We start from the raw sequence: 22794 nt of genomic DNA on the forward strand, positions 1-22794 counted from the left end.
TAATGCGGCCCGAGGTGAGCGTCAGCTGGCGTAGCCGTCAGGATTGTGGTGTTGCCAGTTCCATGCATCTCTGCACATGGCATCCAGGTCTCGCTTGGCTTCCCAGCCAAGATGCCGTTTGGCGGAGTCGGGGTTGGCATAGCAGGCTGCAATGTCACCGGGACGGCGATTGGCGAACTGATAGGGGATGGTTTTCCCTGCGGCTCGCCCGAATGCGTCGATGAGTTGCAGTACGCTGTAGCCGCTCCCGGTCCCGAGGTTCAGCTCCAGGCATTGCGGTTGGCTCAGATTCTGGAGCGCCTTGACATGCCCCTCGGCGAGATCCATGACATGGATGTAGTCACGTATACCGGTGCCATCCGGGGTGGGGTAGTCATTCCCCCAGACTTGCAGTACCTCGCGCCGGCCGACGGCAACCTGAGCGACGAAGGGCATGAGATTGTTGGGGACTCCGAGGGGGTTCTCTCCGAGTTGCCCGCTTTCGTGTGCGCCCACGGGATTGAAATAGCGGAGTATCGATACATGCCATTTCGGATCGGATCGATACAGATCGCGCAGTATGTCCTCGATCATCAGCTTGGTGCGACCGTAAGGGTTGGTCGCCGAAAGGGGGTGATTCTCGTCCAGCGGAAGGTATTGTGGATCACCATAAACCGTGGCCGAGGAGCTGAATACCAGGCTGTAGATGCCAACCTCAGCCATGGCTTCGAGCAATCGGAGTGTACCTATTACGTTGTTGTCGAAGTACAGCAGCGGCTTGGCGGTGGATTCTCCGACGGCTTTCAGGCCAGCCAGGTGGATGACCGAATTGCAGTGCTGGTCCAGCAGTGCCCTTTCCAGAAGCTCCTTGTCGCGGATATCTCCCCTTACGCAGGCGACAGTCTTCCCCGTGAGTGCTTCGATGCGGCCGATGACATTTGGGTTGCTGTTGCTGAAGTTGTCGTAAACGACAACTTCAAATCCTGCGTTGAGTAGGGAAACACAGGTATGCGAGCCGATGTAACCGGCTCCGCCGGTCAGAAGGACCTTTTTCATCGTTCTTCCATTAATTTCATTTTGACACCAGAGGGGGTGTTCATGACCTTCGCACGACTCCCTGTGACAAGTCATTCCTCAGCAAAGAGAGTTTGTCTGGAAACGAGGGCTAATGCACTCTTTGTCGTCAGAGGTGGAAAAATGCCCCGAAGCTCAATGCCCGCCCGCGGCAGCAGCGCCGGCCTTTGCGCCGAAGGGGGGCTTCGCCAGGCAGATGACCACCAGCATGGCGAGGAACAGCCAGCCGAGCAGGGTGAAGTAGTCGATGGTGGAGATCATGTAGGCCTGGCTCTCTACCATGCGTTCCAGCAGCGCAGCGCTGTGCTGGCCGGGGCCGCCAAGCTGTTCGACGGTGGCGCGGGTGGCCGGGTCGTACTGGCTGAGGTTCTCGGTCAGGTAGGCGTGGTGCATGGTGGCGCGGCGGTTCCAGATCCAGGTGGTCAGGGATGCGGCGAAGCTGCCGGCGAGGGTCCGCAGGAAGGTCGCAAGACCAGAGCCGTCGGCGATCTGGTCGGGCGGGAGGTCCGAAAGCAGAATGCTCAGTATCGGCATGAAGAAGAATGCCACGCCCAACCCCATGAACAGCTGCACCAGGGCGATGTGCATATAGTCGACTTCAGTGGTGAAGTCGGCGCGCATGAAGCAGGTCGCGGCCATTGCCAGGAAAGCCAGTCCTGCCAGCAGGCGCAGGTCGAAATTATTCGCATAGCGGCCGACGAGCGGCGAGAGGAACACCGGCAGGATGCCGATCGGTGCTGCCGCCAGGCCCGCCCAGGTCGCGGTGTAGCCCATCTGGGTCTGCAGCCACTGGGGCAGGAGCAGGTTCATGCCGAAGAAGCCGGCGTAGCCGCCGACCAGCGCCAGTGTTCCAACGGTGAAGTTGCGGTGTACGAACAGTCGCAGATTGACGATCGGGTGCTTGTCGGTCAGTTCCCAGATTACGAAGAGTGCCAGGGCGATCACGGCGATCACCGTGCCGCCGATGATGAAGCCGGATTCGAACCAGTCCAGGTCGTTGCCCTTGTCGAGCACGATCTGCAGGGCGCCGACGCCGATCACCAGCATCGCCAGGCCCATGTAATCCATGGGCGCGTGCTTGATCACCACCGGACGCGCGCGCAGCTGTTGGTAGACCACCATGGCGGCGAACAGGCCGATGGGCACGTTGATGAAAAAGATCCATGGCCAGCTGTAGCTGTCGGTGATCCAGCCGCCGAGGATCGGCCCGGCAATGGGCGCGACCACCGTCACCATCGCCAGCAGTGCCAGTGCCATCCCCCTTTTCGCCGGGGGGTAGATGGAGATCAGCAGGGTCTGGGTGATTGGGTAGAGCGGGCCGGCGACGAAGCCCTGGATGGCGCGGAAGCCCACCAGCATGCCCATCTGCTGCGCGACGCCGCAAAGGAACGAGGCGATCACGAAGAGCAGGGTGGCGGCGATGAAAAGCTTCACCTCACCGACCTTGCGGCTCAGCCAGCCGGTCAGCGGCAGGGCGATGGCGTTGCTCACTGCGAAGGAGGTGATGACCCAGGTGCCCTGCTCGGAGCTCACCCCGAGGTTGCCGGAGATGGTCGGCAGGGCGACGTTGGCGATAGTGGTGTCCAGCACCTGCATGAAGGTCGCCAGCGACAGGCCGATGGTGGCCATGACCAGGCTGGGTGGGCTGAAACTGCTGCTGTTGGGCTGGCTCATGACGGCGGTCGGATCAGCGCTGCGCAGTGCGGTGGCTGGCGTCGGCCAGGTTGGCCTGGATCAGCTTCTCGATCAGTTGGTCGGCCGAGGCCAGTTGCTCCTGGTACACGTCAGTGGAGAACACCGCCTCGTGCGGGGGCTGCTGGGCGAGCGCAGGGCCGCTCTGGTCGTGCAGGCTGACGTTGACGTCCATCGACAGGCCGATGCGCAGCGGATTCTTCGCCAGCTCCTCGGCGTTGATGCGAATGCGCACGGGCACGCGCTGGACGATCTTGATCCAGTTGCCGGTGGCGTTCTGCGCCGGCAGCAGGGAGAAGGCGCTGCCGGTGCCGACGCCGAGGCTGTCGACGGTGCCGGAGTACTTCACTTCACTGCCGTAGAGGTCGGAGCGGATATCCACTGGCTGGCCGATGCGCATGTGCTTGAGCTGGGTTTCCTTGAAGTTGGCGTCGATCCACACCTGGTCCAGCGGGATTACCGCCATCAGCGCGGCGCCCGGCTGCACGCGCTGGCCAACCTGTACGGTGCGCTTGGCGACGTAGCCGGTGACCGGCGCGATGATCACTGCGCGGGCATCGTCCAGGTAGGACTGGCGCAGCTTGGCGGCGGCGGCTTTGACGTCCGGGTGCGAGGCGATCACGGTGTCGTCGACCAGCGCGCGGTTGGTGTCCAGTTGCTGCTCGGAGGTGGTCAGCGAGCTGCGTGCGGTGTCCAGGGCGTCGCGGGCGTGGGCCAGTTCTTCCTGGGAGATGGCCCCGTCGCTGGCCAGGTGTTGGCGGCGCTTGAAGTCGGCTTCGGCCTTGGTCAGAGCGACTTTCTTCGCGGCCACATCGGCCTTGTAGCCATCGACGTTGCTGAACAGCCCGCGCACCTGGCGCACGGTACGCGCGAGGTTTGCTTCAGCCTGCTGCAGGGCGATGTCGGCGTCGCTGGGGTCAAACTTTACGAGCACCTGGCCCTTGTGCACCAGGTCGCCGTCGTCGGCGCCGATGCTGACCACGGTGCCGGTGATCTGCGGGGTGATCTGCACGACGTTGCCGTTCACGTAGGCATCGTCGGTGTCCTCGTGCCAGCGGCCGTAGAGGATTTCCCAGGCGACGCTGGCGAGGCCGGCCAGGATGACGACGGCGAGCAGGATCAGCAGCCAGCGCTTGCGCTTGGGATTGCTGGTGGGGGTTTCTTGCGTAGCGGTGCTCATGTCGGGTGCCTCGTTCAGTGCGCGGCGGCCACGTTCGCCTGGGCGAGCGGGGCGGGAGTGGAATTGGTGTCGGGCTGGTAGCCACCGCCCAGGGCCTGGATCAGTTGCACCGAGAGGTCTATGCGCTGGGCGTCCAGGCTGGCCAGTTGGCGCTCGGCGATGAGCAGTTGTTGCTGCACGCTGAGGGCGTCGAGGTAGTTGCCGACGCCTTCGCCGTAGCGGCGCATGGCCAGGTCGAAGTTGGATTTGGCGATGTCACGGGCATCGCGCTGGTCGTCGATCTGCTGCTCCAGCGAGCGGAGCTTGCCAAGGTCATCGGTGACCTCGCCGAGGGCGTTGACCAGGGTCTTGTTGTACTGGGCGACGGCCAGGTCGTAGTCGGCATCCTTGCCCGCAAGGTTGGCGCGCAGGCGGCCGCCGTCGAAGATCGGCAGGGAGATCGCCGGGGCGACCTGGAAGAATCGGCTCGGCGCCTTCAGCACGTCGCTGGTGTGCATCGCAGCCAAGCCGACCATCGCACCCAGGTTCACGTTGGGATAGAACTCGGTCTTCGCTGAATCGATGCTTTTCGACGCCGCCTCGACTCGCCAGCGCGCGGCGACGATGTCCGGGCGACGGCCCAGCAGTTCGGCCGGCAGGTTTGACGGCAGGCCCAGCGCGCCCGGCTTGAGCACCTGCGGGCGTTGCAGCTCCTGGCCCCGGTCCGGGCCCTGGCCGAGCAGAACGGCGAGGGCGATGCGGTCGCTGGCGATGTCCTGTTCCGCCGCCGCCAATTGCTGCTTGGCGCTGGCGACCTGGGTTTGCGTTTGTTGCAGCTGAACCTTGCTGTCCAGGCCGGCGTCCATTCGCTTCTGGCTGAGCTGGAAGAGATGCTGCGAGCGGTCCAGTTCGTCGCGTGCCAGGTCACGGGCGACAAAGGCGTGGGCCAGTTCGCTGTAGGCGCGGGCGACGTTGGTGGAGAGTGTGATCGATGCAGCCTGGCGGTCGACTTCAGCAGCGTTGGCCTGGCCGAGGGCGGCTTCCCAGGCGTCGCGCTGGCCGCCCCAGAGGTCGAGGTCGTAGCTGAAACTCATCGACAGGTATTTCACCGCCGAATAGCGGCCGCCCGTCGGTGCCGGCAGGACGCTTTCCGGTGCGCGGATGCCGGCGTAGCTGGCGGTGCCTTTCACGCTGGGCATGCGCTCGGCGTCCTGCGCTTGGGCGGCGGCGGTGGCCTGGCGTGCGCGGGCGCTGGCGATTTCCAGGTCAGGCGTGCCTTGCAGGGCTTCGCTGATCAGGCTGTCCAGTTGCGGGTCGCCCAGGCTGCTCCACCAGTGCTCGCTGGGCCAGGCGGCGGGCGACAGGGGCGCGCCGTCAAGGCTGACGCCGGCCTTCAGGGCGGCGGGATCGACGGCCTTGCCGCTGGTGGTGAGCCCGGAGTAGCTGACGCAACCGGACACGCCCAGCAGAGCGGCGAACACGGCGGCCGGCAGCAGGGCGAGGCGCAGGTGGTTCATGTTCATTTCTCCTGCGCCGCGCAATGGGCGGCGGCGCCGTGGGCGCGCAGGATCTTGTCGAGCAGGCCGGTGAGGGTCTGCAGTTCGTCGCGGGAGAGGCCGCCGACCAGCTCGTTCATGGCGGCAGCGGCGATGCGTGGTGCTTCGTCGTTTACCGCCTGCCCGGCGCTACTGAGGCTCAGACGCACACTGCGGCGGTCGTTCTGGCAGGGTTCGCGGACCAGCAGATCCTTGCGCGCGAGGCGGTCGAGCATGCGCGTCATGGAGCCGCTGTCGATGGACAGTTCACGGCACAGCTCGGCCGGGGTGTTGGCGCGGTCGTTACCGATGAAGAACAGCACCTTGAACTGCGCGGCAGTGATGTCCAGGTGCGCCAGGTGCTTGTCCAGCAGGCGATCCTTGAGGATGGCGGTGGCGCCCAGCAACTGGCCGATGGAGCCTTTGAATGGAAAATCCGCGACGTCGTAGTGATTCATGTCAAAACAGATAGCTGCTTAGGCAGTGAAATGTTTCGAAATGATACTGCCTAGGCAGCGATTGACAAGGTTCGATTGTCGCGATTGCGCAACAATCCGTTCGACGAAGCGCCATTGGATCGGGAATAACAACAGGTATGGCTGATTTCCTACGACCTTGGCGGTGCTTTATGCACAACGGCCGAAGCTTTAGGGCGCAAATCGCATATGAGATGTGATAGCAATCACTTATTTGCGTAAGTTTCTGTTTTTAAAGGATTAAATTTATATGTACAGAAAATGACCAGATCGCAGCGAGGCGGTCTGGGCGGTAAGGAAGGGGGTGTTTTTCCAGGGTTACGAACAGAGTTATCCACAGGTCCTGTGGGTGAAGCTCTGGAACGCCCGTCTCAGGTGCGTTCGGCCAGTAGCAGCAGGTTTCTCGGGGTCATTCGGGGGGCGCAGAAGGCGCCCAGGGTGGTGCGATAGCCCTGCTCCTCAAGGAATAACGCGCGGTCCAGCAGCAACCAGAGCTCCATGGGGCGGCGGAACAGTCCGCGCACCAGTTCCAGGTTGCGGACTTGCGCCAGGCGCTGCCAACCCCGTACTTCCAGTGCTTGCCAGTCCAACTCGGCGGGCAGGTTTAGCCCTTTGAGTGCGGCGAGGGCGCGGCAATAGTCGGCAAAGGGCTTGTCCAGCCAGGTCGGCGATACGGAGGGGGTGGGCAGGTAGTCGGCACTGCCACGGATCTGCCGTTGCAGCAGATCGAACGCCAACCGCCGCGCCATCGAGCCGTCGCGCTGGCGCCGCACCCGCGCACCGGCGGTCACGGTTTCTGCCAATGGCAGGCGCAGGTCGTCCCGGGAGAGCACCAGGGCAGAACTTTGCGCGGCGTGCGAAAGCGGCTGGTAGTGCTCGCTATCGATACGGTTATAGCAGCAGGGCGCCACTGCCAGTTGGCGACAGCCATGGGCGCTGGCGAGCTGCAGCAGGCGCACGTGCAGATCGCCGCAGGCGTGCAGGGCGAGGGCGGTGTGGCCGGCCTGCAAATGCTCGTGTACGTCCGGCGCAAGTACGTCCTGCTGGCGATGTTGGGCGCGAAGTTGAAGTCGGTCGCTCAGGCGTTGACCTTCCTCCACCAGGGTGTTGTCGAACTCCAGGCTCAGCAGTGGCTTGCCATCGCGGGCCAGCAGGCGGCCGAGATGACCCTTGCCGGCACACCAGTCGAGCCACTGTTGCGGCGCTTCTGCGAACTCCAGGCGGCTGGCAAAGGCTTCGATCTGCTGCCACTTGCGGCCGGGAACATCGACGGTCAGCAGGTTCGGCAGTTTGCCCAGAGGTCTTGCCGGGAGTTCGCCGACGGCTGCCAGTCGTGCGGCCGTGGAGGCGAGTGCGGGGAACGGCGCAGGGGCACCGAGTTGCTCGGGCGCGTTGTGCATTGCTTCGGCGTCTTCGAGGCTGCGGCTGCGTAGCCAAGTGGCCAGTTCAGGGTGGTCGCGCTCCCAGGGCAGCTCCAGCGCCGTGAAGGGTTTCGGCCGCCATAGCGCCTGATGTTCCAGTAGAAAGCCGTCCAGTGCCTGGAAGCGCTGGAGCAGATCGGAGCCGGTCAGGGGAGTGTCGTTCGGGAGCACGATGCGAAGCGGGAGAAAGCCACGGGGCGCGCATTATAGCGGCCCCGTGGGCGAGCGGCGCGCCGGTCAGCGGCCTTGCATGGAGTCCACCTTCAGCCAGTGTTCCAGCAGCCGGAAGATGCGGGTCAGCAACAGGGTGATGACCAGGTAGAACACCCCGGCGAGGCAGAAGAACAGCATGGCCTCGTAGGTGCGTGCGATGATGGTGCGGGTCATGCCCATGATGTCGAACAGGGTCACGGTGTAGACCACGGCGCTGGCCTTGAGCATGAGGATTACCTCGTTGCTGTAGGCCGGCATGGCGATGCGCGCAGCGCGCGGCAGGATGATGTGGAACAGTGCCTGGCGGCGGGACATGCCCAGCGCGCGGGCCGCCTCCACTTCACCCACCGGGATGGCGTGGATCGCCCCGCGCAGGATCTCGGCAATGTAGGCCGCGGTGTGCAGTGTCATGGTCAGCAGCGCGCACCAGTAGGGATCGCGCAGGTACGGCCAGAGCGGCCCCTTGCGCACACTCTCGAACTGGGCAAAACCGTAGTAGACGATGAACAGCTGCAGCAGCAGCGGCGTGCCACGGAAGAAGAAAATGTAGGCGTAGGGCACTGCGCGCACATACCAGTGTCGTGAGGCGCGGGCGATACCCAATGGTACGGCCAGGCACAAGCCGGCGACCACGGCGATGGCCAGCAGCTCCAGGGTCAGGGTGGCGCCCTGGAGCATCTTCGGCATCCATTTGAGGATTAGCTCGAGATCGGTCATAGCTCGTTCCTCACGAAGCCGCGGCCGGCGCGACGCTCAAGTACGTGCAGGGCGGCCATGATGAAGACGGTCAGGCCCAGGTAGATGAAGGCCGCGGTCATGTAGAAGGTGAAGGGTTCCTTGGTCGCGTTCGAGGCGACCTGGGCCTTGCGCATGATCTCGTCGAGGGTGATGAGCGAGACCAGTGCGGTGTCCTTCAGAAGAATCAGATAGAGGTTGCCCAGGCCCGGCAGTGCCACGCGCCACACCTGCGGCAGGACGATGCGCCAGAAGATGCGCGGGGCGGAGAGGCCCAGCGCCTGACCGGCCTCGCGGTGGCCCTTGGGAATCGCCAGCAGCGCGCCACGGAAGACTTCAGTGGCATAGGCGCCAAAGCACAGGCCCAGCGCGCAGGTGCCGGCGGCGAAGGGCGAGAGGGCGAATTCGGGATAGCCGAACAGGTCACCGATGGCGTTCAGCCCGGCCACGGTGCCGAAGTAGATCATCAGTACCCAGAGCGTCTCGGGTACGCCGCGCACCACGGTGGTGTAGAACCCGCCGAGCATGCGCAGGAAGCTGTTCTTCGAGGTCTTGGCGACGGCGCCGAGCAGGCCGAGGATCAGTCCCACGCAGACTGCGGCGAGCGAAAGCTTGAGCGTCATCCAGGTGCCGGCGATCAACTGATCGCCAAAGCCGTGCAGGTCGAAAATCATGGGGAGTCACGCCTGAAGGCGCGCGCCGCCCGGCGAGGGGCGGCGCGGCACGTGCATCAGTAGATGCTGAAGGGGAAGTACTTGTCGTTGATCTTCTTGTAGGTACCGTCGTCGACGATTTCCTTCAGAGCGGCGTTCAGCTTGTCACGCAGCGGGTCGCCCTTGCGCACGGCGATGCCGATCTTGTCGTTGTCGAATACCGGCTCGCCCTTGAATTCGAAGTCCTTGCCGGCGTCGCTCTTCAGCCAGTCGTACTGCACGAACTTGTCGGCCAGTACGCCATCGAGGCGGCCCGAGGACAGGTCGAGGTAGGCGTTTTCCTGGGTGTCGTACAGCTTGATGGTGACGGTGTCGGACATGTTGTCCTCGAGCCAGGTACCGGCGATGGTCGCACGTTGGGCACCGATCACCTTGCCTTTCAGGTAGCCCTTGTCGGTCTTGAAGTCGGTCGACTTGGGCGCCACGAACTGCAGCTTGTTGGTGTAGTAGGGGTTGGTGAAGTCGACTGCCTGCTTGCGTTCGTCGGTGATCGACATGGACGCGACGATGAAGTCGAACTTCTTGGCGTTCAGGGCCGGGATGATGCCGTCCCAGTCGGAGGTGACGACGTCGCACTCGGTCTTCATCTTGGCGCACAGCGCCTTGCCGATTTCGATATCGAAACCGACGACCTGGCCGCTGGCGTCGATGCCGTTGAAGGGCGGGTAGGCGCCTTCGGTACCGATGCGCAGTTTGTCTGCGGCGATGGCCTGGCTCCCCAGTGCGAAGGTGGCCGCGATAGCCAGAACGATCTTCTTATAGTTGTTCATGCAGTGATGCTCCGTTAGCGGTGGCTGGACATGAATTGTTTACAGCGTGCCGATTGCGGGTTGTCAAATACCTGCTGCGGCGGTCCCTGCTCTTCTACCAGGCCCTGGTGGAGGAACACCACCTCGCTGGAGACCTGGCGGGCAAAGTTCATTTCATGGGTCACCAGCAGCATGGTGCGACCCTCATCGGCGAGCGCGCGGATAACGTTAAGCACTTCCTGGACCATTTCCGGGTCCAGTGCCGAAGTCGGCTCGTCGAAGAGGATGACCTTGGGCTGCATCGCCAGGGTGCGGGCGATGGCGGCGCGTTGCTGCTGACCACCGGAAAGCTGCGCGGGGAAGCTGTGGCGCTTGTCGGAGATGCCGACCTTGGCCAGCAGGGCCTCGGCGATCTCGGTGGCTTCAGCGCGGGTCTTGCCCAGCACACGGCGCGGCGCCTCGATGATGTTGTCGAGGATGCTCATGTGCGGCCAGAGATTGAAGTTCTGGAAGACGAAGCCCAGTTCGCTGCGCAGACGGTTGATCTGCTTGTTATCCGAGGCGACCAGCGAGCCGTCCTTGGTTTTCTTCAGCTTGAGCTCTTCACCGGCGACCAGGATCTGGCCCTGGTGCGGGTTCTCCAGCAGGTTGATGCAGCGCAGGAACGTGGATTTACCGGAACCGGAGGAGCCGAGAATGGAAATCACATCGCCGTCGCGGGCGGTCAGGGAAATGCCTTTGAGCACTTCCAGGTCACCGTAACGCTTGTGCAGGTTACGGATTTCCAGTGCGGGTATGGCCGTGGCCATTGGGGGCTCCTCTATTGTTATTCGGACGCTTTCGCAGCAGGTCACTGCAGAATCGGGGCCATCCTGGCGAGGGCAACCTAACACGCACTCCGGAGTGCGCCAAGCGCCCATCGGCCGCGGTCGTCGGCTGCAGTGGCAAGTTGTCGCATTGCCGCTCGGCGTTGTCGCCTGGGCTGAACTAGCCGCGCCGGATCGGGGCGTCGGCTGATGGCGCGGGGGCGGGGGCGGGATAGTGCCAGTTTAGACCGGCCAGTAAAAGTCCGGCGGCCTCTGGGGCCGCCGGTTCGGGTTACTGCATCATCTGCCGTAGCTGCGGGCTGGGGTCTTCGATCGCTTCGGCGGGTGTGATGTCGTCCTGGGACTCGGGCGGCTGGCTGGCCATCAGGTTCGGATGCCCGGACAGGCGCGGGATCGGCAGGGGCTTGGCGTCCGCCAGGCCCGTGCCGCCAGCCTCGGTCGCATTGATCGAGGATTTGCGCGGCTGAGTCAGCACGTGGAAGTCGGTGATCTCGATGATGCCCTTGCCTTCGGCGAGCAGGTGGAAAGAGAACGCCTTGCGCGCTTCCTCGTTGTCGAAACCAAAGGTCACTTCCAGCGGCTGGTTGCGTTTGACCAGCGGGAATTCCGGCATCTGGATGGGTACCGGCTTTTCGAACGAGCGCGTCTTGAGCGTCACTTTCGCCCCATTGGCGTCCATTTGGATCGCACGGATCTTCAGGCGCACCGTTGTATGGGTATTGGCCGGAAACTCCAGGTACTGCGCGCCGATCAGGTTGTCGGTGTACTCGTTGTCGATCTGCGGCTTCAGGCGGATGCGTTCCTTGGTCGCGAACTGGTATTCGCGGGCCGACTGCGCCTTGGTCACCGACTGGTCGAGGATGTCCGCGCGGGCGGTCATCAGGCGAGCATCGCGGCCACTGTAGCGCCCGACGAACTTGGCGCTGTCGGCGATGAAGCCGTCACTCTGGTAGCGCCGGCAGACCTGCTGGAAGTCGCACTCGGTGAAGTTGCCCTTGCCGTCGTGATAACGCTGCATGCCGTTGGTGAACGACACCATCTCGCGGCCTGCGCTGTATTCGCGGAACAGCGAGCGGCCGGCGATATCCTGCGGGGCCTTGATGGCGAAGTAGTCGAGCACCGAGGACTCCAGGTCGACATGGCCGTAGACGCCGGCCTTGACCGGCGGCAGCGCGGCCTGTTCCGGTGCAAGGATCAGGTTCAGGCCCCAGGCCGAGGCAAGACGCACGTTATCGATGCCGTGGGACTCATCGGAGGTGACGATCACCAGGGTGTCCTTGAGCACGCCTTTTTCTTCCAGGCCCTTGAGGAAGGCATCGACGGCGTCGTCCAGGTAGGCGACCGCCGCCTGGCGCGGTGTCGGGTACTTGGCCAGGTATTCCGGCGTTGCCGAATACGGCTGGTGGGTGCCAACGGTGAGCAGGGTGAGCATCCACGGCTGCTTCTTCTGGCGCAGTTGGCCGACGTAGTCCAGTGCGCCTTCGAAGAAGGCCTTGTCGTCCATGCCCCAGGCGAACTCCAGGTAGGGCCTCTTCTTGAACCAGTCGCGGCCCAGGGTCTTGTCGAAGCCCATGGCCGGCATGACCTTGTCCTTGGCCATGAAGCGCAGCCCGGCGCCTTGCAGGAAGTGGGTGCTGAAGCCGGCCTGGTGCATCTGCGCCGGCAGGCATTCCGCAGCGCGGGTCGGGTTGCCCAACAGTTCGACGCCCTTGGGCGTGCCGTTGTCCAGCTTGCTGTAGTCGCCGCAGAGCATGGCGTAGAGGCCGCGAATGGTCTGGTGGCTGTGCACCACGTAGTCCGGCGTGGTCATGGCGCGCTCGGCCCAGGTGCTCAGGCGCGGCATCATCGATTCTTCGTAGCTGCTGCTCAGCGCGGCGCGGTTGGTGGCGACATAGGCGCCGGGGATACCTTCCATGGCGATGATCAGGACGTTCTTCGCCTGGCCGCGGCCGGCCAGCAGCGGGGTGCCGTTGAGGTCGTGCTGGGTCAGACCGGTGACGTCCGGGCGGACTTCCGGCAGGTCGCGGTCGCGCCAGTCCTGGTAGGCCATCTCGCCACTGGTGACGGCGCGGGAGGCGAGCTGGTGCGGCAGGTTGAACTGCTTCCACATCTCCGCGTCGCTGGGCTGGAAGTACTGCACGCCAGCGTGGGCGGCCAGCAGCGCGGCGGGCACGGCATAGGCATAGCGCGGCAGTGCCTTCTCGCGGCGGCGCCAGAGCAGGGCGCAAAGCAGGATGCCGGCACCGATCAGGATCGCCAGGTGCAGGTGGTTGAGACCGCCGCCCTCGGTAGAGTTGGCGACGAAGGTCGGGTCGGCGAGGAAGTGCAGGTCTTCCGGCGCGGGCATGCGGCCCACGGCGCTGACCAGCTCGGCGGTGCCGATCACCGACAGCGCCCAGACCAGCATCACCGGGATGGCGATGAACAGCCGTCGGTTGTGCAACACAACGACCAGCAGCGTGCCGAGCGCGAGGTCCGACAGGTAGCCCAGCGGGGAGCCCCAGCCAAGGCTATAGCGGCCGATTACCGGCACCAGCAGGAAGAGGGCAGACAGGGAAACCAGGTTGCCCCGGGAATTCCACCAGCTTATGAGTTTGCGCACAGTGACTCCGCTACGAAACATCGAATCCCGGAGGGTATCTCACTGAACTGAGAGAATCGTCCGGATGGTCATGATTCTGAAAGATCGATGTGCTATGTGCCAGTAGACACTGTAGTTCGGCAAACATTCGACACGAATCGTGCGAGCGGCCCGGGGCGGGGGAGTGACTTGTGCTGACTTGCGCGGGCGGAAACGAAAAAGCCCCTGAAATCTCGCGATTTCAGGGGCTTTCGGAAGGCTTGGTGCCCAGGGACGGAATCGAACCGCCGACACGGGGATTTTCAATCCCCTGCTCTACCAACTGAGCTACCTGGGCAACGTGGCGCGCATTAAAAGGGTTTTCGGAAGGGGTGTCAAGCGTGCCGCGAAAAAATTTTTCAAATAATACCGAAGCTTACGCGCTGGGCGGGACGTAGCCCTCGGCCTGCGCGTATTCCTCGCCGGACAGGAACTTGTCCATCTCGGCGGTGAGGAACTTGCGATCCTCGGCATTCATCATGTTCAGGCGACGCTCGTTGATCAGCATGGTCTGGTGCTTCTGCCATTCGTCCCAGGCTTTCTTCGAGACGTGCTCGTAGATGTCCTGGCCCTTGGCTCCGGGATAGGGTGCGCGATCGAGGCCGGGCAGCTCTTCTTTGTATTTGCGGCACATCACCAGTCGGGTCATGACATTTCTCCTGCATTCAACACGTCGGCGGCTCGTTTGAGCAGCTTCTTCACCGGGGCGGCAAGGCCGAGCCGCGGCGGGGTGGCGAGGTTATACCAGAGCCAGTCGGCCTCGGCCACGGCGGGGGCTGCGTCCTCGACGCGCACCAGCCAGGGCTCGATGGCCAGTTGGAAGTGACTGAAGGTGTGGGTCAGGCCGGGCAACTCGCGACGCTCGCCCAGGCGCAGCGCGTGGCGCTGGGCCAGCGGGTCGAGGGCGGCCAGGTCGTCCAATTCGGGGAAGCTCCACAGGCCGCCCCAGAGGCCGGTCGACGGACGGCGATAGAGCAGGATGTCGCCCTCGCGGTTCGCCAGTATCGGCATCAGCGTGCGTTTCTGCGGCAGCGCCTTGCGCGGCTTGGAGACCGGGAAATCGGTCTCGCGGCCGAGGAAGTGCGCGCGACAGCCCTCGCGCAGCGGGCAGAGCAGGCAGCTCGGCTTGCTGCGGGTGCAGAGCGTGGCGCCCAGGTCCATCATCGCCTGGGTGTAGTGGTTGACCCGTTCGTGCGGCGTAAAGCGCTCGGCGACCTCCCACAACTGCTTTGCCACCCTGGGCTCGCCCGGATAGCCGTCGCAGGCGATGTAGCGAGCGAGCACACGTTTGACGTTGCCGTCGAGGATTGGCGCGCGCAGGCCCATGGAGATGCTGGCGATGGCGCCGGCGGTGGAGCGGCCGATGCCGGGCAGCTCGGCGAGCTGTTCGACGTCGCGAGGGAATTCTCCGCCGTGCTGCTCCATCACTGTCTTCGCGGTCTTGTGCAGGTTGCGGGCGCGAGTGTAGTAGCCCAGGCCCGTCCATAGGTGCAGCACTTCGTCTTCCGGCGCGTTGGCGAGGTCAGCCACCGTCGGCAGCGCCGCCATGAAGCGGTCGTAGTAGCCCATCACGGTGCTGACCTGCGTCTGCTGCAGCATGATTTCCGAGACCCACACCCGGTAGGGCGTGATGTTCTGCTGCCAGGGCAGGTCATGGCGGCCGTGGCTGTCGAACCAGTCGAGCACGGCTGAATTGAAGCTTTGTGGGGTCACTTCTTGAACAGCCCTTTGAGTGCGTCTTTGAGTTCGGGACTGACCTTGTCGCCGAGCTTCTCTTCAAGTTTCTGGTTCAGCCGGTCCCCGGCCAACCGTGCGGCGATCTTGCCGATCCCGTCCTTGTCCAGGCGGCAGGCCTTGGCGCCCAGTTCCAGCGGGCCGCGGCAGCGCAGCGGCCATTCGATGCCGACATAGCGCTTGTTCACTTCACAGGCCGGGTCGGGCATGTCGCTCTTGTCGCCTTCGATGGTCACGCCGACGCGGTAGTCCATGCCCAGCACGCGCAGGTCGATGTCGCCGTCGGCCTTGACGGTCAGGCCGGGAATGCTGGCCTTGAGGTCCGGGTTGCTGGCCACGCCGTTGCGGAAGGTCAGGTTACCCTGCAGCTCGCGGAACGGCGTGTCCTTGCCGCCATGCTCGGCGGTCAGCGACTTGCGGTTGAGCGTGGCGATGCCCTGGCACAGCTGCTGTTCCAGGTTGGCATTGAGCAGCACGCCCTGGGTCAGGACGAAGCGCGCGGTGCCGTTGAGGTTGTCGATCCAGGCCTTTTGGCTGTTGCCCTGGGTGGTGATGTCGGCGTCGAGGTCCAGCAGGCCCTTCACCGGTGGTTTCTCGCCCTGGGATTCGAGCAGGCGCTCCACCGGTACGTCGGCGATGTGTTTCTTCGCCTGCAGGGTCGGTACGTCCTGACGCACGTCGAGCGTGGCAGAGGCGTTGAACTTGCCGTCGTAGAGCTCGCCGCGCAGATCATCGAGGTTGAGCAGGCCGCCCTGGCCACGCAGCTTGAGCACGGCATTGTCGATGGGTAGCTTGTCCAGGGTCAGTTGACCGAGGTTCAAGCCGGCGTCCAGGTCCAGCGTGCGCAGTCGGGCGATGGGCAGCAGCGGGGTGTCGCTCCACGCCTGCTGGGTCGGCTGGCTGGGCAGCGGGGTATCGCCCTGAATGGCGTTCTGCTCGGTGCTGGCGACTTCTGCCTTGCGCGCGCTGTTGCTGGCTTCCTGGGCTTTCTTGACCTTGGCCGGCAGGTAGCGGTCCAGGTTCAGCTTGTCGCCGGCCAGTTGGGCGCGAATCGCCTGTTTGCTGAAGTCGGCGATCCCAAGGTTGCCGCTGAAGGTGCTGTCGTCCAGCTTCAGCTTGATGTCGTTCAAGGTCAGGCTGTTGCGGGTGCCGCTGACGCGGGTGGCCAGCTCCAGCCTGGTCAGGGTGGTGGCGTCGGCCATTTCCGGCAACGTCTGGCCGATGCCTTCGAGGAATTCACGCAGGTTGAACGGTGCCAGCGACAGGCCGCCATCGAACTTGGGTTCCTTGTCCAGCTCGCGGGCCTTGATTTCGCCGAGGGCGCGCAGTTGATTGACGGTGACCTTCAGGCCATTCCACTCGGCAACCTGGGCTGCCTGGTCGAGTACCAGCTGGCCCTGGGCGCTGTAGTTGGCGGTCTTGCCCTGGAACTGGTCGCCGGAAACTTCGCCGGAGAGCTTGGCGTCTTCGAGCTGGTAGCGCTTGAGCGCGCGGTCGAAGCGCAGGTTGCCGGTCAACTCGGTGCGGGCGCGGATCACCGGCTGGTTGCTGCCCAGGTAGGCGTTGAGCTTGATCGGGATGTTGCTGCCTTCGCGGATGGCGCCGGTAGTGAGCTCGATGCCTTCGACGCTGTAGTTCTTGCCGCTCTGGGCGTCGGCGTAGTCGATGCGGGCGTTCTTCACGCTCAGGCTATCGATGTCCAGCTTCATGGCCTGGTGGGACTGCTGCGCGTCGGCCTTGGCCTGAGCGCTCGGCGCAGGCGCCGGTTGCGCGGCGGGCGGCGTTCCATTGGCGGGCTGAAGGGGCTTGCCGATGCTCTCCCAGTTGCCGACGCCGTTCTTGTCCTTGTTCAGGGACAAGGTCAGGCCTTCGACGCGGATGTCGCTCATCTGCACTTCCTTGCGCAGCAGCGGCAGCACGCGCACGGACATGGCCAGCAGTTGCGCGTCGGCGAACGGCTTGTCCGGCACCTGCAGGCTCGCCACGCTGGTGTCGTGCAGCTCCAGGCCCAGCCAGGGGAACAGACTCCAGCCGATATCGCCCTTGAGGTTCAGCTCGAGATTGGCCTTTTCCCGGGCGAGCTGGCGGATCTCGTCCTTGTAGTCGTTCGGGTCGAAGAAGTGGGTCAGCACGAAGCCGGCGGCGACGATGAGCAGCAGCAGGACCAGGGCAATGATGCCGATGATTTTGCCGAACGCTTTCATGGACGGATCCTTGTTCAGGCGGCGGGTGGAATAGCGGGGAAGTATACCAATGACGCAGCGGCGCCCCAGCCCGCGAAGGCGAGCGCACGTGCTGCGGGTTTGAGCGGGGTGCTGGCCTGCGGTTCCCGACGATTGCGGAATCAGGCCGGCTGCAGCGTCAGGCCGAGATGTTCCGCAAACTGCGCAGCCTGGGGTTGATCTCCCGGGGCGGTCAGGCGTAGCGCGGCGCCTTGCAGGACGGCCAGGCGTTGCGCCTCTCCTAGCAGCCGGCGGGCCACGCCGCGGTTGCGGGTGACTTGGCGCACGCAGAGGCGCGAGAGCAGCCAGGTGTCGCCATCACGCTCGATCCAGGCCGCGCCCAGCAGGCGATCGTTGAAGCGGCCGGTGAATAGTCGGCCCTCGGCCAGTCCGAGTTCGACCAGGTGCCGGGCATCGTTGAAGGGCGCCAGTAGCCACTGCGGCGCATCGGCGTAGATCTTCAGCAGGTCCTGGTGGTCCTGGTCACTGGGCTGGGTCAGGTGCTGGACGACGACGGGCATGGGCAATCCTCGAAAGGCGAGCCGCGCAGTGTAGGACCATCGGCCAGCGCCGACCACCGCCCATAGCCGCGCGGCGCCCGGCGCGCCTATAATGCCGCCCCTTCTTATAATTACGTGCAGTGTTAGCTGTGGAGCTGGTGATGGCCGAACGCAAGGCATCCGTCGCGCGCGACACCCTGGAAACCCAGATCAAGGTTTCCATCGACCTGGATGGAACGGGCAAGGCCCGCTTCGATACCGGGGTTCCCTTCCTCGAGCACATGATGGACCAGATCGCCCGGCACGGCCTGATCGACCTGGACATCGAGTGCAAGGGCGACCTGCATATCGACGACCACCATACCGTCGAAGACATCGGCATCACCCTCGGCCAGGCCTTCGCCAAGGCCATCGGCGACAAAAAGGGCATCCGCCGCTACGGCCACGCCTACGTGCCGCTGGACGAGGCGCTGTCGCGCGTAGTCATCGACTTCTCGGGCCGCCCCGGCCTGCAGATGCACGTGCCGTTCACCCGCGCCAGTGTTGGCGGCTTCGACGTGGACCTGTTCATGGAGTTCTTCCAGGGCTTCGTCAACCACGCCAACGTCACCCTGCACATCGACAATCTGCGCGGGCACAACACCCACCACCAGATCGAGACCGTGTTCAAGGCCTTCGGCCGCGCGCTGCGCATGGCCATCGAGCTGGACGAGCGCATGGCCGGCCAGATGCCGTCCACCAAAGGGTGCCTGTAATGCAGACGGTAGCCGTCATCGACTACGGCATGGGCAACCTGCACTCGGTGTCCAAGGCGCTCGAGCGCGTTGGCGCCGGGCGCGTGCTGGTGACCAGTGATGCCAACGTGATCCGCGAGGCGGATCGCGTGGTGTTCCCCGGCGTCGGCGCGATCCGCGACTGCATGGCCGAAATCAAGCGCCTGGGCTTCGACAGCCTGGTGCGCGAGGTCAGCCAGGACCGCCCGTTCCTCGGCATCTGCGTCGGCATGCAGGCGCTGCTGGAGCACAGCGAAGAGAACGACGGCGTCGACTGTATCGGCCTGTTTCCCGGCAAGGTGCGCTTCTTCGGCAAGGACCTGCACGAGGACGGCGAACACCTGAAGGTGCCGCACATGGGCTGGAACGAAGTGGCGCAGAGCGTGGATCACCCGCTCTGGCACGACATCCCGGAGCGCGCGCGCTTCTACTTCGTGCACAGCTATTACATCGAGGCTGGCAACCCACGCCAGGTGGTCGGTCGCGGCCATTACGGCGTTGACTTTGCCGCCGCGCTGGCCGATGGCTCGCGCTTCGCCGTGCAGTTCCACCCGGAGAAGAGCCATACCCACGGCCTGCAGCTGCTGCAGAACTTCGCCGCCTGGGACGGGCGCTGGTAAGCCATGGCCCGCCAGAAGGACAAGCCCGCGATCCTCGAACTCGATGGCGCCCAGCGCCAGAGTGCGGCGCGGGCCATCCAGCGTTTTCTCGAAGATCGCTTCGAGCTGGACGTGGGTTCCTTCGAGGCCGAAGAGGCGCTGGATTTCTTCATGCGCGAGTTCGGCCCACTGTTCTACAACAAGGCGATCTTCGACGTGCAATCTCACCTGAAAGACCGGTTCGAGAGCATCGAAAGCGACTTGTGGGCGCTCGAGAAGAGCTGACCCGACCCCATTCATCTTTGGATTCGAGCAGGTTCAACCCATGCTGATCATCCCCGCAATCGATCTGAAAGACGGCGCCTGTGTGCGCCTGCGCCAGGGCCTGATGGAAGACGCCACCGTCTTCTCCGACGACCCGGTGTCCATGGCCGCCAAATGGGTGGAGGGTGGTTGCCGCCGTCTGCACCTGGTGGACCTGAATGGCGCCTTCGAAGGCAAGCCGGTCAACGGTGAAGTGGTCACAGCCATTGCCAAGCGCTACCCGACCCTGCCGATCCAGATCGGTGGCGGCATCCGTTCGCTGGAAACCATCGAACACTACGTTCGCGCTGGCGTCAGCTACGTGATCATCGGCACCAAGGCGGTCAAGCAGCCGGAATTCGTCGCCGAAGCGTGCAAGGCATTCCCGGGCAAGGTCATCGTCGGCCTGGATGCGAAAGACGGCTTCGTCGCCACCGACGGCTGGGCCGAGGTGAGCGAAGTGCAGGTGATCGACCTGGCCAAGCGTTTCGAGGCCGACGGCGTCTCCGCCATCGTCTACACCGACATCGCGAAGGACGGCATGATGCAGGGCTGCAACGTCGAAGCTACTGCGGCCCTGGCCAACGCCACGCGCATCCCGGTGATCGCTTCGGGCGGCATCCACAACCTGGGTGATATCCAGAAGCTGCTGGACGCCCGCACCCCGGGCATCGTCGGCGCCATCACCGGCCGCGCGATCTACGAAGGCACCCTGGACGTCGCCGAGGCCCAGGCACTGTGCGACGCCTTCAAGGGCTGAGCTGAACCACGGGAAGCACTGACATGACCCTGGCTAAACGCATCATTCCCTGCCTCGACGTGGACAACGGCCGCGTGGTGAAGGGCGTCAAGTTCGAGAACATCCGTGACGCCGGCGACCCGGTGGAAATCGCCCGCCGCTACGACGAGCAGGGCGCGGACGAGATCACCTTCCTCGACATCACCGCCAGCGTCGATGGCCGCGACACGACCCTGCATACCGTGGAGCGCATGGCCAGCCAGGTGTTCATCCCACTGACCGTGGGCGGCGGCGTCAGGACGGTGCAGGACATTCGCAACCTGCTCAATGCCGGTGCGGACAAGGTCTCGATCAACACCGCCGCGGTATTCACCCCGGAATTCGTCGGCGAAGCCGCCGCGCGTTTCGGCTCGCAGTGCATCGTGGTCGCCATCGACGCCAAGAAAGTGTCGGGTCCCGGCGAGGCCCCGCGCTGGGAAATCTTCACCCACGGCGGCCGCAAGCCTACCGGGCTCGATGCTGTGGAGTGGGCGAAGAAGATGGAAGGCCTGGGCGCCGGTGAAATCCTCCTGACCAGCATGGACCAGGACGGCGTGAAGAGCGGCTACGACCTGGGCGTCACCCGCGCCATCAGCGAAGCCGTGGGCGTTCCGGTGATCGCTTCGGGCGGTGTCGGCAATCTGGAGCACCTGGCGGCCGGCATTATCGAGGGTAAGGCCGACGCGGTTCTCGCGGCGAGCATCTTCCACTTCGGCGAGTACAGCGTGCCGGAGGCCAAGGCCTATCTGGCCAGCCGCGGCATCGTCGTGCGCTGATCCCTTCCGGGCCGGGGTTCTCCCGGCCCGATGGCTCTAATCCGGGCGGTCCTTCTCCCTGCGTCCGGTGGCCGCATACCCTTTCTGCGCACGAAGCTTGCTAGCCGAAGGCTTCAGTCAAGGTAATGGCAGTTCCATGTCCCATTGCCACATTCATAGGGTTTATTGGCGTCAATTCTCCGAGTAAGCTCTGCGCCTTCTCAGAAATGTCATACGCAGGAAATATCTCGATGCTGAAGCGCATTCTGCTTGCATGGCTAGGCTGCGGCCTGCTTCTGGCCAGCGCGGCAAGGGCTGAAACGGATTCTTCGGACTACAGCGTGGTGCTGCTCACCGAGAACTTCCCTCCCTACAACATGGCCATCAACGGCAAGAACTTCGCGCAGGAAGACAGCATCGACGGCATCGCCGTGGATATCGTCAAGGAGATGTTCAAGCGCGCCGGCGTGCAGTACAGCCTGACTCTGCGCTTCCCCTGGGACCGTATCTACAAGCTGGCGCTGGAGAAGCCCGGCTACGGTGTGTTCGTCACCGCGCGCCTGCCCGAGCGCGAAAGCCAGTTCAAGTGGGTCGGCCCGATCGGTCCGGACGACTGGGTTCTGCTGGCCAAGGCCGATAGCCCCATCAGCCTGAACAACCTCGACGAAGCCAGGAAATATCGCGTTGGCGCCTATAAGGGCGACGCCATGGCTCAGTACCTGGGCGAGCACGGCTTCGAGCCGGTGCTGGCGCTGCGCGACCAGGAGAATGCCGCCAAGCTGCGCGACGGCCAGATTGACCTCTGGGCCAGCGGTGACCCGGCGGGCCGCTACCTGGCCAAGCAGGTCGGCGTCACCGGCCTGAAGACCGTGCTGCGTTTCAACAGCGACCAGCTGTTCCTCGCGCTGAACCGCGAGACCCCGGACGCCGTGGTGCAGAAGCTGCAAGGGGCGCTGGACAAGATGCGCGCCGAAGGTTTCGTCGACGACGTGCTCAACAGTTACCTGTAACACCCGAAGGCCGGCCACTCGCCGGCCTTTGTGTTTGGCGCCGACATCCCTCGGCGCCGGTTTTGCCACGGAAGGCAGACGAGCGAAGTATTCCGTCCCCTCTGCAGGGATGCCGCAAGCCCAATAACGATAACCAAGCGAGCGGTATGACCATGCTGAAAGTCCTGATCAAGACCCTGACCCTGGGTCTGCTGTTGGGGGCCGCCACGGCCCGCGCCGAGTTGCCCGCCGATTACAAGATGGTGCTGCTCACCGAGAACTTCCCGCCCTTCAACATGGCGGTGGACGACAAGAACTTCGCCCGCGACGAGGGGATCGACGGCATCAGCGCCGACATCGTCCGCGAGATGTTCAAGCGCGCCGGCATCCAGTACAGCCTGAGCCTGCGTTTCCCCTGGGATCGCCTCTACAAGCTGGCCCTCGACAAGCCTGATTACGGGCTGTTCTCCACCACCTACACGCCCGAGCGGGTGCCGCTGTTCAAGTGGGTCGGGCCGATCGCCAAGACCAACTGGGTCCTGCTGGCGCCGCCAGGCAGCACCATCAAGGTCAAGGACCTCAAGGACGCCGCGAAGTACAAGCTCGGCGCCTACAAGAACGACGCCGTCAGCCAGAACCTGGAAAGCCAGGGTATCCCGGTGCTCAACGCGCTGCGCGACCAGGAAAACGTGAAGAAGCTGACCACCGGCGAGATCGACCTGTGGGCCACCACCGACCCGGTGGGCCGCTACCTGGCCAAGCAGGAAGGCGTGTCCGGCCTGCAGACCGTGCTGCGCTTCAACGAGGCCCAGCTGTACCTGGCGATCAACAAGGACACCCCGGACGAGGTGGTGGCGAAGCTGCAGAAGGCGCTGGATGAAATGCGCGCCGACGGCTTCATCGAGCAGGCGACCAATAACTACCTCTAAGGCCGGCTTTTCGTTGTAG

At 64.2% G+C, this 22794-nt stretch carries 22 protein-coding genes and 1 tRNA gene; 7 read left to right on the top strand and 16 right to left on the bottom strand.

Going from position 1 to position 22794, the window contains the following annotated elements:
- Positions 1 to 21: 21 nt before the first annotated feature.
- From galE to AC2T4A_RS06930, 16 genes are all read right to left on the bottom strand, one after another.
- Positions 22 to 1035, bottom strand: a complete 1014-nt coding sequence (gene galE / locus AC2T4A_RS06855; protein WP_478377732.1) for a UDP-glucose 4-epimerase GalE — start codon at positions 1033 to 1035, stop codon at positions 22 to 24.
- Positions 1036 to 1188: 153 nt separating this feature from the next.
- Entirely contained in the window at positions 1189 to 2727 is a 1539-nt protein-coding gene (locus tag AC2T4A_RS06860; RefSeq protein ID WP_486742961.1) for a DHA2 family efflux MFS transporter permease subunit, read from the bottom strand.
- A 13-nt stretch (positions 2728 to 2740) separates the two neighbouring features.
- A complete protein-coding gene (locus tag AC2T4A_RS06865; RefSeq protein WP_486742962.1) occupies positions 2741 to 3925 on the bottom strand; it encodes an EmrA/EmrK family multidrug efflux transporter periplasmic adaptor subunit in 1185 nt (394 codons plus the stop codon).
- Positions 3926 to 3939: 14 nt separating this feature from the next.
- A complete protein-coding gene (locus AC2T4A_RS06870) occupies positions 3940 to 5427 on the bottom strand; it encodes an efflux transporter outer membrane subunit (protein WP_486742963.1) in 1488 nt (495 codons plus the stop codon).
- Positions 5424 to 5897, bottom strand: a complete 474-nt coding sequence (locus tag AC2T4A_RS06875) for a MarR family winged helix-turn-helix transcriptional regulator (protein ID WP_416749062.1) — start codon at positions 5895 to 5897, stop codon at positions 5424 to 5426. The genes AC2T4A_RS06870 and AC2T4A_RS06875 overlap by 4 nt, the downstream gene beginning before the upstream one ends.
- 389 nt (positions 5898 to 6286) lie before the next feature.
- Complete coding sequence (locus tag AC2T4A_RS06880) at positions 6287 to 7507, bottom strand: methyltransferase (protein ID WP_478377736.1); 1221 nt, start codon at positions 7505 to 7507, stop codon at positions 6287 to 6289.
- 66 nt (positions 7508 to 7573) lie between these two features.
- Positions 7574 to 8266, bottom strand: coding sequence for an ABC transporter permease (locus tag AC2T4A_RS06885; protein WP_416749066.1), 693 nt, complete (start codon positions 8264 to 8266; stop codon positions 7574 to 7576).
- Positions 8263 to 8958 (bottom strand): ABC transporter permease, encoded by a 696-nt coding sequence (locus tag AC2T4A_RS06890; protein WP_416749068.1) that lies wholly within the window; start codon positions 8956 to 8958, stop codon positions 8263 to 8265. Before AC2T4A_RS06890 ends, AC2T4A_RS06885 begins: the two co-directional genes overlap by 4 nt.
- Positions 8959 to 9014: 56 nt before the next feature.
- Positions 9015 to 9767 (bottom strand): ABC transporter substrate-binding protein, encoded by a 753-nt coding sequence (locus AC2T4A_RS06895; protein ID WP_138523706.1) that lies wholly within the window; start codon positions 9765 to 9767, stop codon positions 9015 to 9017.
- A 14-nt stretch (positions 9768 to 9781) separates the two neighbouring features.
- Positions 9782 to 10555, bottom strand: coding sequence for an ABC transporter ATP-binding protein (locus tag AC2T4A_RS06900; protein ID WP_192433090.1), 774 nt, complete (start codon positions 10553 to 10555; stop codon positions 9782 to 9784).
- A 289-nt stretch (positions 10556 to 10844) separates the two neighbouring features.
- Complete coding sequence (locus AC2T4A_RS06905) at positions 10845 to 13175, bottom strand: LTA synthase family protein (protein WP_486742964.1); 2331 nt, start codon at positions 13173 to 13175, stop codon at positions 10845 to 10847.
- 240 nt (positions 13176 to 13415) lie between these two features.
- Positions 13416 to 13491: transfer RNA gene (locus AC2T4A_RS06910), tRNA-Phe, on the bottom strand.
- 78 nt (positions 13492 to 13569) lie between these two features.
- The gene (locus tag AC2T4A_RS06915) at positions 13570 to 13842 is read right to left on the bottom strand and encodes an oxidative damage protection protein (protein WP_015479334.1); all 273 of its coding nucleotides are present in this window, start codon (positions 13840 to 13842) and stop codon (positions 13570 to 13572) included.
- A complete protein-coding gene (mutY, locus tag AC2T4A_RS06920; RefSeq protein ID WP_416749086.1) occupies positions 13839 to 14906 on the bottom strand; it encodes an A/G-specific adenine glycosylase in 1068 nt (355 codons plus the stop codon). Before mutY ends, AC2T4A_RS06915 begins: the two co-directional genes overlap by 4 nt.
- Positions 14903 to 17131 (bottom strand): AsmA family protein, encoded by a 2229-nt coding sequence (locus tag AC2T4A_RS06925; protein WP_486742965.1) that lies wholly within the window; start codon positions 17129 to 17131, stop codon positions 14903 to 14905. The genes mutY and AC2T4A_RS06925 overlap by 4 nt, the downstream gene beginning before the upstream one ends.
- Before the next feature lie 140 nt (positions 17132 to 17271).
- Positions 17272 to 17670, bottom strand: a complete 399-nt coding sequence (locus AC2T4A_RS06930; RefSeq protein WP_486742966.1) for an acetyl-CoA sensor PanZ family protein — start codon at positions 17668 to 17670, stop codon at positions 17272 to 17274.
- Between the two features lie 140 nt (positions 17671 to 17810).
- Between AC2T4A_RS06930 and hisB the strand changes: the two genes are divergently transcribed.
- The 7 genes from hisB to AC2T4A_RS06965 all read left to right on the top strand — a co-directional run bounded on the left by hisB (position 17811) and on the right by AC2T4A_RS06965 (position 22775).
- Entirely contained in the window at positions 17811 to 18404 is a 594-nt protein-coding gene (hisB, locus tag AC2T4A_RS06935) for an imidazoleglycerol-phosphate dehydratase HisB (protein WP_015479330.1), read from the top strand.
- Positions 18404 to 19042, top strand: coding sequence for an imidazole glycerol phosphate synthase subunit HisH (gene hisH / locus AC2T4A_RS06940; RefSeq protein WP_416749093.1), 639 nt, complete (start codon positions 18404 to 18406; stop codon positions 19040 to 19042). The genes hisB and hisH overlap by 1 nt, the downstream gene beginning before the upstream one ends.
- A 3-nt stretch (positions 19043 to 19045) precedes the next feature.
- Positions 19046 to 19306, top strand: a complete 261-nt coding sequence (locus AC2T4A_RS06945; RefSeq protein WP_015479328.1) for a DUF2164 domain-containing protein — start codon at positions 19046 to 19048, stop codon at positions 19304 to 19306.
- A gap of 40 nt (positions 19307 to 19346) precedes the next feature.
- On the top strand, positions 19347 to 20084 hold the full coding sequence (hisA, locus tag AC2T4A_RS06950) for a 1-(5-phosphoribosyl)-5-[(5-phosphoribosylamino)methylideneamino]imidazole-4-carboxamide isomerase (RefSeq protein WP_486742967.1): 738 nt from the start codon (positions 19347 to 19349) through the stop codon (positions 20082 to 20084).
- A 23-nt stretch (positions 20085 to 20107) separates the two neighbouring features.
- Positions 20108 to 20878 carry an imidazole glycerol phosphate synthase subunit HisF gene (gene hisF / locus AC2T4A_RS06955; protein WP_045215782.1) on the top strand — a complete coding sequence of 257 codons (771 nt, stop codon included), beginning with the start codon at positions 20108 to 20110 and terminating at the stop codon, positions 20876 to 20878.
- Positions 20879 to 21111: 233 nt separating this feature from the next.
- Positions 21112 to 21867, top strand: a complete 756-nt coding sequence (locus AC2T4A_RS06960) for a substrate-binding periplasmic protein (protein ID WP_416749146.1) — start codon at positions 21112 to 21114, stop codon at positions 21865 to 21867.
- Between the two features lie 152 nt (positions 21868 to 22019).
- On the top strand, positions 22020 to 22775 hold the full coding sequence (locus tag AC2T4A_RS06965; protein WP_416749148.1) for a substrate-binding periplasmic protein: 756 nt from the start codon (positions 22020 to 22022) through the stop codon (positions 22773 to 22775).
- The last annotated feature ends 19 nt before the right edge of the window (positions 22776 to 22794 follow it).

It is taken from the genome of Pseudomonas sp. PVC-3-1, from assembly GCF_057444315.1.